General features: G+C 65.4%; 13 protein-coding genes. 10 read left to right on the top strand and 3 right to left on the bottom strand.

Annotated elements, in window-relative coordinates; translation table 11 throughout:
* The 3 genes from yidC to rpmH form a co-directional block, all read right to left on the bottom strand.
* Positions 1–425: membrane protein insertase YidC (gene yidC / locus ACILRA_RS11765; RefSeq protein WP_395662290.1), on the bottom strand; the 425-nt coding region annotated here is incomplete at its 3' end.
* On the bottom strand, positions 422–778 hold the full coding sequence (gene rnpA, locus ACILRA_RS11760) for a ribonuclease P protein component (RefSeq protein WP_395662289.1): 357 nt from the start codon (positions 776–778) through the stop codon (positions 422–424). The genes rnpA and yidC, both read right to left, overlap by 4 nt.
* 18 nt (positions 779–796) lie before the next feature.
* The gene (gene rpmH / locus ACILRA_RS11755; protein ID WP_111198758.1) at positions 797–931 is read right to left on the bottom strand and encodes a 50S ribosomal protein L34; all 135 of its coding nucleotides are present in this window, start codon (positions 929–931) and stop codon (positions 797–799) included.
* 242 nt (positions 932–1,173) lie between these two features.
* Here rpmH and ACILRA_RS11750 point away from each other — a divergent pair, with 242 nt between their 5' ends.
* The 10 genes from ACILRA_RS11750 (at position 1,174) to pgi (ending at position 12,155) form a co-directional block, all read left to right on the top strand.
* Entirely contained in the window at positions 1,174–1,980 is an 807-nt protein-coding gene (locus tag ACILRA_RS11750) for a TVP38/TMEM64 family protein (RefSeq protein ID WP_395662288.1), read from the top strand.
* Complete coding sequence (locus tag ACILRA_RS11745; protein WP_395662287.1) at positions 1,977–3,389, top strand: dihydrolipoyl dehydrogenase family protein; 1,413 nt, start codon at positions 1,977–1,979, stop codon at positions 3,387–3,389. The genes ACILRA_RS11750 and ACILRA_RS11745 overlap by 4 nt, the downstream gene beginning before the upstream one ends.
* A gap of 10 nt (positions 3,390–3,399) precedes the next feature.
* The gene (locus ACILRA_RS11740; protein WP_395662286.1) at positions 3,400–4,902 is read left to right on the top strand and encodes a sensor histidine kinase; all 1,503 of its coding nucleotides are present in this window, start codon (positions 3,400–3,402) and stop codon (positions 4,900–4,902) included.
* A gap of 102 nt (positions 4,903–5,004) precedes the next feature.
* Complete coding sequence (gene infC / locus ACILRA_RS11735; protein ID WP_395662291.1) at positions 5,005–5,559, top strand: translation initiation factor IF-3; 555 nt, start codon at positions 5,005–5,007, stop codon at positions 5,557–5,559.
* Positions 5,560–5,799: 240 nt separating this feature from the next.
* Positions 5,800–6,003: a 50S ribosomal protein L35 gene (gene rpmI, locus ACILRA_RS11730; RefSeq protein WP_395662285.1), complete on the top strand. Its 204-nt coding sequence runs from the start codon at positions 5,800–5,802 to the stop codon at positions 6,001–6,003.
* 18 nt (positions 6,004–6,021) lie between these two features.
* A complete protein-coding gene (rplT, locus tag ACILRA_RS11725) occupies positions 6,022–6,378 on the top strand; it encodes a 50S ribosomal protein L20 (RefSeq protein ID WP_395662284.1) in 357 nt (118 codons plus the stop codon).
* 103 nt (positions 6,379–6,481) lie between these two features.
* On the top strand, positions 6,482–7,552 hold the full coding sequence (gene pheS, locus ACILRA_RS11720) for a phenylalanine--tRNA ligase subunit alpha (protein WP_395662283.1): 1,071 nt from the start codon (positions 6,482–6,484) through the stop codon (positions 7,550–7,552).
* A 79-nt stretch (positions 7,553–7,631) separates the two neighbouring features.
* Positions 7,632–8,123 carry an endonuclease domain-containing protein gene (locus ACILRA_RS11715; protein ID WP_395662282.1) on the top strand — a complete coding sequence of 164 codons (492 nt, stop codon included), beginning with the start codon at positions 7,632–7,634 and terminating at the stop codon, positions 8,121–8,123.
* A 22-nt stretch (positions 8,124–8,145) separates the two neighbouring features.
* Positions 8,146–10,539, top strand: coding sequence for a phenylalanine--tRNA ligase subunit beta (gene pheT, locus ACILRA_RS11710; protein ID WP_395662281.1), 2,394 nt, complete (start codon positions 8,146–8,148; stop codon positions 10,537–10,539).
* A 2-nt stretch (positions 10,540–10,541) separates the two neighbouring features.
* Positions 10,542–12,155: a glucose-6-phosphate isomerase gene (pgi, locus tag ACILRA_RS11705; protein WP_395662280.1), complete on the top strand. Its 1,614-nt coding sequence runs from the start codon at positions 10,542–10,544 to the stop codon at positions 12,153–12,155.
* Positions 12,156–12,465 lie beyond the last annotated feature (310 nt).

Genomic DNA, 12,465 nt, shown 5'->3' with positions numbered 1-12,465 from the left:
GTGGCCGGCACGAAGCCCTGCTCGGCGAACAGCGCACCCGGCGTGCCATGCGGCGACAGGAAGGTGATGGTGGGGCTCTTGGGATCGATCGTCTCGCGGTAGCGCAGCAGGTGCAGGTCGTCGATCTGCCCGCCCTGGAGATTGACCGAGCCCGACACGTAATCCGTCTCGATCTTCAGCCGGGGCGAGGCGGCGAGCGCCTGGTCGCGGTTGACGGGACCGGCATCCGTGGCGCTGCCGGGAACAGCGCCGCCACTGGCGGCGGGCTGGCCTTGCGCCGCGGGCTGGCCTTGCGCGGCGGTCTGCGCCTGCTGCTCGGCGGCGAGTTTCTCCTGCAGCGGGGCGGCATAGAAATACTGCCAACCGAAGATGATCAGCATCGAGAGGACGATGGCAAGAATGAAATTCTTGTTGTCGTAATTCATGATGTTCCCTTGTCCGCCGGCAGATGTGCCTTGCGGTGCAGCCTTTTCAAGGCCGAAGTGAAATCTTTCTCGAGTTCGGTGAAGGCCCGCTCCGCGGTGGGCGCACGTCCGATCAGCACATAATCGTGGCCTGGCTGGGCAAGGCCCGGAAGCCCCAGCCTTGCGATCTCCCGCAACCGGCGCTTGACCCTGTTCCGCATCACGGCGTTGCCGAGCTTCTTGGTGGCAGTGAAGCCGACGCGGGCAGGCGCATCATCGCCACGCGCGCGCATCTGAACCACCACGCCTGGCATGGCGGCATAATCAGCCCGGGCGGCGGCAACGAAATCCTGCCGTCGCTTCAGGCGTTCCATGTCACAGTGACCCGGCGCTCAGGCCGACAGACGCTTGCGGCCCTTGGCGCGGCGGCGGGCGAGAACATTGCGGCCGCCAACCGTCGCCATGCGCGCACGGAAGCCGTGGCGGCGCTTGCGGACGAGCTTCGAGGGCTGATAGGTGCGCTTCACGTTCGTAACTCCGTTTGGGCCCGATAAGGCCAATGAATTCATATACATGGCCCGTGAAAAAACCGGGCATGCCCTGACAGACAGTCGTTCCGCTTCAGGAATTTGAGCGGCTTATGGGGGAAAAGTGCGCAAGAGTCAACGAAGCCGAGCACCGAGCCTGAACTCTGCCCAGGCGCCGGTGACACCCCCTATCACAAGCGCTCCGGATGGTCCATGTTTGCTCGCAGGAGTTAGATAGAGTGATGAAACAGGCGACCGACCATCACCCGGACACTCCGGGGCAGGGCAAGAGCAGCGGCTTCCGGCGCATCCGCCGGTGGCTTCCCGCCGGGGCGCTGCTGGTGCTCGTCGCGGCGGGTTTCGGCTTCGGCCTTCACCGCCACCTGTCGCTGACCGCGCTTGCCGAGAACCGGGACCTGCTGCGCCACTGGGTTGACGGCAATCTCGCGCTGGCGCTTGCGGCCTATGGGCTGCTCTATTTCGCCGTCGTGGCGCTGTCGATCCCGGGGGCGGCCATCATGAGCATTGCCGGGGGCCTGCTGTTCGGCTGGGCGCTCAGCGCGCCCGTCACCGTTCTTGCTGCGGTTGCCGGGGCCGCCGTGGTGTTCCAGATCGTGAAGACGTCCCTTGGGGCAGCGCTGGCGGAGCGCGCCGGACCTTTCCTGCAGAGGCTGGCGCGCGGCTTTACGGAGAACGCCTTCAGCCTGCTCCTGTTCCTCAGGCTGACGCCGGTGTTTCCCTTCTGGGCAGTCAACGCGGTGGCGGGGCTCTGCCGCATCCCCATGCGGACATTCATCATCGCCACGGCCATCGGCATCGTTCCGGCCTCCCTCGCCTTCGCGCTGGTGGGCGCTGGCCTCGACCGGGTGATCGACGCGCAGCTGGCGGCGTACCGGGCCTGTGCCGCGGCCCAGGGCGCACAGAACTGCAGCTTCTCCATCGAGGCGTCCGCCCTGCTCTCGCCCGAATTGGGCTTCGGCCTGACCGGCCTCGGCATCGTGGCGCTGATCCCGCTCGGCATCCGGCTATGGAAGGACAGGTCCAAATGAGCGAACGCCATTTCGACATGGCAGTGATCGGGGCGGGCTCCGGCGGGCTCACTGCCGCCGCGGCGGCCGCCCAGTTCGGCTGCAAGGTGGTGCTTTTCGAAAGAGGGGACATGGGCGGGGAATGCCTGAATTCCGGCTGCGTGCCCTCCAAGGCCCTGCTGGCGGTGGCGAAGCAGGCCCATGCCATGCGAACAGGCGCGGATTTCGGCATCCGCCCGGTGGAACCGGAGGTCGACTTCGCCGCAGTGCGCGCATACGTGCAGCGGGCCATCGCCGCGATCGCCCCCCATGACGGCCAGGAGCGCTTCGAAAAGCTGGGCGTCACCGTGGTGCGGTCGGCGGCCCGTTTCCGCGACCCCCGGACACTCGAGGCAGGGGGCGAACGCTTCACCGCCCGGCGAGTGGTGATCTCAACCGGGTCAAGCCCGGCGCTGCCGCCCGTGCCGGGCCTCGAGGACGTTCCCTACCTCACCAACGAGACGCTGTTCCAGAACGCGGAACTGCCCCGCCACCTGCTGGTGCTGGGAGCGGGGCCGATCGGCCTCGAGATGGCGCAAGCGCACCGCAGGCTGGGCTCCGCCGTCACCGTCGTCGAAGCGCGGCTGCCGCTTGCCCAGGCCGATCCCGAACTCTCAGCCGTGCTGCTGGAAAAGCTCGCGGCCGAGGGAATCGAGATCATGACAGGCCGCGCCGCCGTCCGGGCCGTCCGCGATGGTGGCGGCATCCGCCTCGAGCTCGAAGGCGGCGGAATCCTGGCGGGCAGCCACCTGCTGGTCGCGGCCGGCCGCCGCCCCAACCTGGAGGGGCTGGGCCTCGAGGCGGCCGGCATCGCCTTCACCGCCCGGGGCATCACCGTGGACCGCGGCCTGCGGACCACCAACCGGCGGGTCTATGCCGTGGGCGACGTGGCCGGCGGCCGCTTCACCCACGAGGCGGCCTACCAGGCGGGTCTCGTGATCCGCAATGCGCTGTTCGGCCTTCCCGTGACGGCGCGGAGCGACATGCCGCAGGTGACCTATACCGACCCTGAACTGGCCCAGGCCGGCATGACGGAGGCTGAGGCGCGCGCGCGCCATGGCGGCGCCGTGAAGGTGCTGCGCTTTGCCTTTTCGGGCAATGACCGCGCCCTGACCGAGGGCCGCACCGAGGGCCTCGTCAAGGTCGTGACGGGCCGCAGGGGCCGCATCCTGGGTGCTGGCATCGTGGGGCCGGGCGCGGGCGAGCTGATCCAGCCATGGGTGCTGGCGCTGGAACGGGGCCTCGGCATCAGCGCCATGGCAACGCCCGTGCTGCCCTATCCCACCCGGGGCGAGGCCGGGCGGCGGGCGGCCGTCAACTATTTCCAGGATTTTGCATCCAATTCACTCGTGCGGCGCGTAATATGGGCAGTGAGCAAATTGAGGCCATGACCTGAAGGACATGACGTTAGGAACGGATGCGAAGCGGCCGGACGGACAACGCGACGGGCCCGGGCTCTTGAGAGGGCTGTCGGGAAAGGTCCTCGCCATGACCGTGGTCTTCGTGATGCTGGGGGAGATTCTGATCTTCCTGCCGTCCATCGCCAATTTCCGGATCCAGTGGCTGAAGGGCCGGATCGCCCAGGCGGAGATTGCCGCACTGGCCGCGGAGGCCGCACCCGACCGGATCCTGTCGAGCGACCTGCGGACCGAGATCCTGAAAGGGGCCGGCGTTCTGGTGGTGTCGCTGACGCGGGGCACCAAGCGCCAGCTGATGCTGCGCAGCGACACCGACCACATGATCGATGCAGCATATGACCTGCGCGAGGTGCGCTGGATCCCCGCCATCCTGGATGCCTTCGCCGTGATGATCAGCTCCGGGGAGCGGGTCATCGGGGTGACCGACCGGCCGCCCAACATGTCCGGCGACGTGATCGAGGTGGCGCTCTACGAGGCGCCGCTGCGCCAGGCCATGATCGGTTACGGCGTCAACATCCTGATCCTCACGGTGATCCTGTCGGTGATCGTTGCGGGGCTGGTGTTCGCGGCGCTGAACGTCGTGCTGGTGAGGCCGATCAAGCGGCTGACGCGCAACATGCTGGCCTTCCGCGAAAACCCGGAGGACAGCTCGCGCATCATCGCGCCTTCGCGCCGCAGGGATGAGATCGGCCTTGCGGAGCGCGAACTCCATGCCATGCAGTCCGAACTCTCCGCCATGCTGCAGCAGAAGAGCAGGCTTGCCGCGCTGGGCCTCGCCGTCTCCAAGGTCAGCCACGACCTGCGCAACATGCTCTCCTCGGCGCATATGATTTCGGACCGGCTGTCCATGGCGGAGGACGCAACCGTCAAGCGCTTTGCGCCCAAGCTGATCGTCAGCCTCGACCGGGCCATCGCCTTCCTCACCCAGACGCTGAAGTTCGGCCGCGCGCAGGAACCGCCCCCGATGCGGGAGAAACTGGCCCTCAAGGAACTCGCCGACGAGGTGATCGAGGCCGCCGTGCTGCAGGCGACGAGCCGGGTGGTGCTGTTCAACCACGTCCCGCCGGACGCGATGATCGATGCCGACCGCGACCAGCTGAACCGGGTGCTCACCAACCTGCTGCGCAATGCGATACAGGCCATCGAAGCCGTTGACGCGGAATCGGGCCGGATGTCCGACGGCCATGTGACGATCAGCGCCTGGCGCCAGGGCAGCGTGCTCACCATCGAGGTTCGCGACGATGGCCCCGGCATTCCGGAGCGGGTGCGGCCAAAACTGTTCGAGGCATTCCAGAGTGCTGCCAAGCCCGGCGGGACCGGCCTCGGCCTCGCCATCGCCGCCGAGCTGATCCGGGCCCATGGCGGCGAGATCAGGCTTCAGGGCACCGGTCCGGAGGGCACGATCTTCCATGTCGCCGTTCCCGACCAGGTCGTGGAGTTGCGCCCGGGCCGGCGGGGCGAGAGGGCAAGGTCGGGAAGCGCTTGACGCGGAGGCCCCATTCAAGGTCTATAACGGACGCAAATCAACCAATGCCCCGTTCCATCCCGGAACCGGGCCCAGAACACAGGAGCTGACGCCCACTTGCCCATGCCACCCAGGAGGCCATCGTTAAGCCGCGGAGCCGCCCCCCCGCAAAAGGAAGAAGGACACAGGATCAACAACCGCATCGACGCGCGCGAAGTGCGCCTGATCGGTGCCGACGGCGCGAATGTCGGCGTCGTGCCGATCCGCCAGGCGATCATGATGGCCGAGGAGGCCAACCTCGACTTGGTCGAGATCTCGCCCGATGCCAAGCCGCCCGTCTGCAAGATCCTCGACTACGGGAAATTCAAGTTCCAGGAACAGAAGAAGGCCGCTGAGGCCCGCAAGAAGCAAAAGGTCATCGAGATCAAGGAGATCAAGATGCGCCCGATGATCGACGACCACGACTATGACGTGAAGATGCGCGCCATCAAGCGCTTCTTCGAGGAAGGCGACAAGGTCAAGATCACGCTGCGCTTCCGCGGCCGCGAAATGGCCCACCAGGAACTGGGCCAGCAGCTGCTCGACCGGGTGAAGAAGGACACGGTCGAAATCGCCAAGGTCGAATCGGAACCCCGCTTCGAAGGCCGCCAGATCGTCATGGTCCTGGCGCCGCGTTAAGCCTCTTACAGCCGTCATCCCGGCGAAGGCCGGGATCCAGCTTTCCACGGTGTTGGTACCCAAAGCTGGACCCCGGCCTTCGCCGGGGTGACGCCAATTTGGGTCGTGCTGCCGGGCGCGGCACCCCCGCCCCGCTTGCTTTTCGGGGCCGTTTTTGCTTTACCAAGCCTCGTTCAAGCCGCCTGGCCTGTAAAGGGCATGCCAGGGCGGCTTTCTAACGCTTTGAAAGGATGAAGCAAAATGCCCAAGATGAAGACCAAGTCCTCGGCCAAGAAGCGGTTCAAGGTCACCGCTTCCGGCAAGATCAAGGCGGGTGCCGCAGGCAAACGCCATGGCATGATCAAGCGCACCAACAAGCAGATCCGCAATCAGCGCGGCACGATGGTTCTGGCGTCAGGCGATGAGCGCCTCGTCAAGATCCACATGCCCTACATCGCCAAGTAAGACCGAGGAGACAGACACATGCCACGTTCAAAAGGCGGTACCGTCGCCCGCAAGTCCCACAAGAAGGTGATGAAGCAGGCGAAGGGCTATTTCTCGCGCCGCAAGAACATCTTCCGCGTCGCCGTTCAGGCCGTCGAAAAGGCCGAGCAATATGCCTATCGTGACCGCCGCACCAAGAAGCGCAACTTCCGCTCCCTGTGGATCCAGCGCATCAACGCAGCGACGCGCGAACTCGGCCTGACCTATGGCCGATTTATCTACGGCCTGGACAAGGCCGGGATCGAGGTTGACCGCAAGGTCCTCGCCGATCTCGCCGTGCATGATCAGGCTGCCTTCGCCGCTCTCGTCGAGAAGGCAAAGGCCGCACAGGCTTAATCAAGCCTATCCCGCACGTCGAATTCCGATTGCCTTGACCGGGCCACAGCGTGTCTCACGGCACCCTGTGCCCGGTCATGCCGTTTCCAGAGGAACATCTTCCATGAGTCTCGTGAACCTCGAACAGTCGATTCTCGCCGAAATCGATGCGGCCACCGATGAGGCGGCACTCGAAGCCGTGCGCGTGTCAGCACTCGGCAAGAAGGGCTCGATCTCGGAGCGCATGAAGGGCCTGGGCGCCATGAGCCCCGACGAGCGCAAGGAGGCGGGAGCCGCCCTCAACGTGATGAAGGACAAGGTGGCCGACGCCCTCTCGGGCCGCAAGACCCAGCTGCAGGAGATCGCGCTGGAAGCCCGCCTCGCCTCCGAGAGGATCGACGTGACGCTGCCCGCGCGCCCGCAAGTATCCGGCACGGTGCACCCCGTGTCACAGGTGTGGGAAGAGGTGGTGCAGATCTTCGGCGACCTCGGCTTTTCGGTGGCCGAAGGCCCGCACATCGAGGATGACTTCCACAATTTCGATGCGCTGAACATTCCGCCCGAGCACCCTGCCCGGCAGGAGCATGACACGTTCTTCTTCAACGAGAGGGAAGACGGCTCGCGCATGCTGCTGCGCACGCACACAAGCCCGGTGCAGATCCGCACCATGCTCAACTCCAAGCCGCCGATCCGCATCATCGCGCCGGGGCGCACCTTCCGCTGCGATTCGGACATGACGCACACCCCGATGTTCAACCAGGTCGAGGGCCTCGTCATCGACGAGACGACGACGCTTGCGAACCTCAAATGGGTCTTGACCGAATTCTGCAAGGCCTTCTTCGAAGTCGACGACGTGAAGATGCGCTTCCGCGCATCGCACTTCCCCTTCACCGAGCCCTCGATGGAAGTCGACATCCAATACTCGCGCGAGGGCGGGCAATTGAAGATCGGCACGGGCGACAAGTGGCTCGAAATCCTCGGCTCCGGCATGGTGCACCCGAACGTGATCCGTGCCGGCGGCATGGACCCGGAAAAAGTTCAGGGCTGGGCCTTCGGCGTGGGGCTGGACCGCATCGCCATGCTGAAATACGGCATCCCCGACCTCCGCGCCTTCTTCGAAGCCGACCTGCGCTGGCTTCGCCACTATGGATTCAAGGCACTGCAGGTGCCCACCCTCGCCGGAGGCCTGTCATGATCACCTCTTCGTCTTCTCCCGCTGTGCGGGAGAAGAAGGGGACCCATTGCGCAGCAATGGGGGAGATGAGGGGCCACTGATGCGCGAAGGCCAGAAAACCTTCACGGCACGACGCCTGCGCCGGGACGAGACCCCGGCGGAGAAGCGCCTGTGGGAGCAGCTGCGCAACCGCACGCTCGACGGACACAAGTTCGTGCGTCAGTCTCCGGCCGGACCCTATGTCGCGGATTTCATGTGCCGCGAGCAAGGGCTCATTGTGGAAGTAGATGGCGCCACCCATTCCACGGCCGCGGAGATCGAGCGCGACCGCATGCGCACAGATTACCTTGAGGCGGATGGATTTCGAATCCTGCGCTTTCAGAACGATGAGATTCTCAATGGCATGGATGAAGTGCTGACCATCATCCGCAGCGCCCTCGCCCATGTTCCCTCACCTCCCCCATCGCTGCGCGACGGGTCCCCTTCCTCTCCCGCAAGCGGGAGAGGACATGAGGACTCCTCGTCTTCTCCCGTGCAACGGGAGAAGAAGGGGACCCATTGCGCAGCAATGGGGGAGATGAGGGGCCACTGATGCGACACAAGGACCTAAACTCATGAAATTCACCCTCTCCTGGCTGAAGGAATACCTCGACACCACTGCAAGCATCGACGAGATCTGCGAGGGGCTGATTGGCGTCGGCCTCGAAGTGGAGGAGGTCACCGACAAGACCAGGCTGCTGGCCGACTTCACCGTTGCCCATGTCACGCTGGCCGAGAAGCACCCCAACGCCGACAAGCTGCGCCAGTGCGTGGTCGAGACGAAGGACGGCGTGAAGCAGGTTGTGTGCGGAGCGCCGAATGCGCGCACCGGCATCAAGGCGATCATCGCACTTCCCGGCGTCACCATTCCGGCAACGGGTGCTGTATTCGCCCCCGCCTCGATTCGCGGGGTCGAATCCCAGGCGATGCTGTGCTCTGAGCGCGAACTCCTCATCTCGGATGAGCACAACGGCATCATCGAAATCCCGGGCGACTGGCCCGTCGGCACGCCGGCGGCGCAGGCATTGGGCCTTGATGACCCGATGATCTATGTGAAGGTGACGCCCAACCGCCCCGACGCACTCGGCATCTATGGCATCGCGCGCGACCTCGCGGCGAAGGGTTTGGGCCGCCTCAAGCCGCTCGATGCGAAGACGCTCGATGGTACCTTCGAATCCCCCATCAAGGTCTCGCTCGACTTTCCGGATGGTGACGGCAAGTGCTGCCCGCTCTTCGTCGGGCGCTATTTCCGGGGCATCAAGAACGGCCCTTCGCCGGAGTGGCTGCAGCGCCGCCTGCGCGCCATTGGCCTGCGCCCGATTTCCACGCTTGTCGACATCACCAATTACATCACCTTCGCCTATGGCCGCCCGCTGCACGTCTTCGATGCGGACAAGGTGAAGGGCAACATCCGGGCGCGGCTCGCGATGGACGGCGAGACGCTGGAGGCGCTCGACAACAAGAGCTACACGCTGTCTGCCGGCATGACGGTGATTGCGGATGAGGCGGGCCCCGAGGCCATTGCCGGCATCATCGGCGGCAGTCCTTCGGGCTGCACGGATGAGACGGTCAACGTCTTCCTCGAAGCCGCCTATTTCGATCCGCTGAGAACGGCCGCCACCGGCCGCAAGCTCGGCATCACGTCTGACGCGCGCTACCGCTTCGAGCGCGGCGTCGATCCCGCCTTCACGCCGGTGGGAGCGGAGATCGCCACACGCATGATCCTCGAACTCTGCGGCGGCGAGGCCTCGCATGTGGTCGTGGCAGGCGCCGTGCCGGACACCGCACGCAGCTATTCCTTGCGCAAGACGCGCGTCGCCTCGCTGGCGGGCGCCGACATTCCCGTTACGCGCCAGCAGGAGATCCTCTCGGCACTGGGCTATGGCGTCAGCGACAACGGGGATGTGATCACCTGCGCGGTTCCCTCCTGGCGGCCGGACATTCATGGCGAGGCTGATCTCGTGGAAGAAGTCTGCCGCATCTGGGGCCTCGACAACATTCCAGCCCAGCCGATGGCGCGCACCAGCGCCATCGCCAGGCCGGTGCTGAACCCGCTGCAGAAGCGCATGCTGGCGGCGCGGCGCATGCTGGCCACGCGCGGCTTCAACGAGGCGATCACCTGGGCCTTCCTGCCGGAAGCCCACGCGAAGCTCTTCGGCGGCGGCCAGCCGGAACTGCAGCTCGCCAATCCGATCTCGTCAGAGCTCTCCGACATGCGGCCCTCGCTGCTGCCGAACCTGATTGCCGCCGCAGGCCGCAACATGGACAGGGGCTTTGCCGACATGATGCTGGCGGAAGTGGGCCACGCCTATGCCGGTGACAAGCCCGCGGACGAAACACTGCGGGCCGCGGGCCTCCGGCGCGGCGCCTTCACGGGGCGCAACGTGCATGGCGCCGCCCGCGCGGTTGATGCCTTCGATGCCAAGGCTGATGCGATGGCTGTGCTCGAGGCCGCGGGCGCTGCGGTTGGCAGCCTTCAGGTGGTTGCGGGTGCGCCAGCCTGGTTCCACCCGGGCCGCTCCGGCACCATCCAGATGGGACCGCAGAACAAGCTTGGCTTCTTCGGTGAACTCCACCCGCGCGTGCTGGCGGCAATGGATGTGAAGGGCCCGCTGGTGGCCTTCGAACTCATCCTCAACGCCATCCCCGCTGCAAAGCAGAAGGGCGCCACGCGCCCGCCGCTGGTCATCTCCGACCTCATGGCCGTGACCCGCGACTTTGCCTTCGTAGTTGATGACACGGTCGAGGGCGAAAAGCTGGTAAAGGCCGCAAAGAGCGCGGACCGCGTGCTGATCTCGGACGTTGCCGTCTTCGACCTCTACAAGCTTGAGGGCGGCAAGACGTCGCTTGCCATCGAAGTGACGCTGCAGCCCAAGGACAAGACGCTCACCGAGGCCGAAATCGAGGCGGTATCCACGAAGATCGTGCAGGCCGTGAGCAAGGCGACGGGCGGAACACTGAGGAGCTAGTCATGGCCAAGGCCGGCAGCCGCAACGTGCTTGCAGATCTGAAGGCCCACCTCAAGAAGGGCGCGCCCACCGACATGCGGCGCGCCTTCGAGCGCGACCGCCAGCGCTTCGCGGCGTTTTCGGCCACGGCAGATGACCTGCTGCTCGACTACTCCAAATGCGCCGTGAACGCGCGCACCATGAAGCTGCTCGCGTCGCTGGCCAAGGCCGCTGACGTTGCTGGCAAGCGGGACGCCATGTTCGCGGGCGCCATCATCAACACCACCGAGCGCCGCGCCGTGCTGCACACGGCCCTGCGCAACCGCGCCAACACGCCGGTAATGGTGGCCGGCAGAGACGTGATGCCGGACGTCAATGCCGTGCTCGCCGCCATGGCGCGCTTCGCGAAGGAGATCCGCGCCTCGAAGATCACCGACGTCGTCAACATCGGAATCGGCGGCTCGGACCTGGGGCCGGCCATGACCACGCTGGCGCTTGGCACCTATCACGACGGCCCGCGGCTTCACTATGTCTCCAATGTCGATGGCGCGCATATCGCCGACACGCTGAAGCTTTTGAAGCCCGCGACAACGCTGTTCCTCATCGCGTCCAAGACCTTCACCACCATCGAGACCATGACGAACGCCAAGACCGCGCGAAGGTGGATCGCCGATGCGCTGGGTGAGAAGAAGGTGGGCGCGCATTTCGCCGCCATTTCCACGGCGATCGACAAGGTGATGGCCTTCGGCATTTCGGAGGACCGCATCTTCGGCTTCTGGGACTGGGTGGGGGGCCGCTATTCGATCTGGTCGGCCATCGGCCTGCCGCTGATGATCGCCATCGGGCCTGACAACTTCACCCGCTTCCTTGAGGGCGGCCATGCGATGGACCGTCACTTCCGCGAGGCGCCGGTGCTGCACAACCTGCCCATGCTGATGGGCCTGCTCGGCGTCTGGCACCGCAATGTCTGTGGGCTGCCCTCGCGCGCCATCATTCCCTATGACCAGCGCCTGTCGCGCTTTCCCGCCTATCTGCAGCAGCTCGACATGGAATCAAACGGCAAGCGTGTCGCCAAGGATGGCAAGCCCGTGAAGGGTGACACAGGCCCCATCGTCTGGGGCGAGCCCGGCACCAATGGCCAGCACGCCTTCTTCCAGCTCCTGCACCAGGGCACAGGCATCATCCCCGTCGAGTTCCTGATCGCGGCAGAGGCCCATGAAAAGGGCATGGGAGAGCACCACGCGCTGCTCGTCGCCAACTGCCTTGCGCAGTCACAGGCACTCATGAAGGGCCGGACACTGAAGGAGGCAGAGGCGCAGCTTCTCGCCATGGGCAAGAGCAAGGCCGAAGCCAAGGCTTTGGCCCCGCACCGCGTCTTCACCGGCAACCGCCCATCCGTGACGCTCGCCTACCGCAAGCTCGACCCCTTCACGCTGGGCCGTTTGATCGCGCTTTATGAACACCGGGTGTTCGTCGAGGCTGCAATCTGGAACATCAACGCCTTCGACCAGTGGGGCGTGGAACTCGGCAAGGAACTGGCGACGGGATTACAGCCGGTCGTCGAGGGCAAGCAGGGCACGGAAGGACTGGATTCCTCCACCGCGGGGCTAGTGGACTACCTGCGCGCGCGCTCCTGATCTGCCCCTTCTCCCGTCGCGCCGCGATGGGAGAAGGTCCCCGAAGGGGGGATGAGGGCCTCTTTCAACGAGTCCTGCCGCCTGCAAGAGCCCTCATCCGGCCTGTCGGCCACCTTCTCCCATCGGCTGTGCCGACGGGAGAAGGGAAGAGGGGAACAGCTTCACCCCAAGGCCTTCGCCATCGTGCTGCTACACATCGTGTCGAGCGCGCCAAGGACTGAGGTTCGCAGCATCAACAGACTCTCTTGTTGTCTTCCCTTCTCCCGTCCGAAGGATGGGAGAAGGTCCCCGAAGGGGGGATGAGGGCCTC

Origin of the sequence: Aestuariivirga sp. (genome assembly GCF_044239095.1) — a bacterium.
Lineage (GTDB): Bacteria > Pseudomonadota > Alphaproteobacteria > Rhizobiales > Aestuariivirgaceae > Aestuariivirga.
The sequence above is the reverse complement of the archived record's forward strand: the minus strand, read 5'-3'. Positions and strand labels throughout refer to the sequence as shown.

What these genes read in the sequence shown, in the direction of transcription:
- rnpA (WP_395662289.1), bottom strand. Translation starts at nt 778, where the DNA reads ATGGAACGCCTGAAGCGACGGCAGGATTTCGTTGCCGCCGCCCGGGCT.
- ACILRA_RS11750 (WP_395662288.1), top strand. Translation starts at nt 1,174, where the DNA reads ATGAAACAGGCGACCGACCATCACCCGGACACTCCGGGGCAGGGCAAG.
- ACILRA_RS11745 (WP_395662287.1), top strand. Translation starts at nt 1,977, where the DNA reads ATGAGCGAACGCCATTTCGACATGGCAGTGATCGGGGCGGGCTCCGGC.
- ACILRA_RS11740 (WP_395662286.1), top strand. Translation starts at nt 3,400, where the DNA reads ATGACGTTAGGAACGGATGCGAAGCGGCCGGACGGACAACGCGACGGG.
- infC (WP_395662291.1), top strand. Translation starts at nt 5,005, where the DNA reads ATGCCACCCAGGAGGCCATCGTTAAGCCGCGGAGCCGCCCCCCCGCAA.
- rpmI (WP_395662285.1), top strand. Translation starts at nt 5,800, where the DNA reads ATGCCCAAGATGAAGACCAAGTCCTCGGCCAAGAAGCGGTTCAAGGTC.
- rplT (WP_395662284.1), top strand. Translation starts at nt 6,022, where the DNA reads ATGCCACGTTCAAAAGGCGGTACCGTCGCCCGCAAGTCCCACAAGAAG.
- pheS (WP_395662283.1), top strand. Translation starts at nt 6,482, where the DNA reads ATGAGTCTCGTGAACCTCGAACAGTCGATTCTCGCCGAAATCGATGCG.
- ACILRA_RS11715 (WP_395662282.1), top strand. Translation starts at nt 7,632, where the DNA reads ATGCGCGAAGGCCAGAAAACCTTCACGGCACGACGCCTGCGCCGGGAC.
- pheT (WP_395662281.1), top strand. Translation starts at nt 8,146, where the DNA reads ATGAAATTCACCCTCTCCTGGCTGAAGGAATACCTCGACACCACTGCA.
- pgi (WP_395662280.1), top strand. Translation starts at nt 10,542, where the DNA reads ATGGCCAAGGCCGGCAGCCGCAACGTGCTTGCAGATCTGAAGGCCCAC.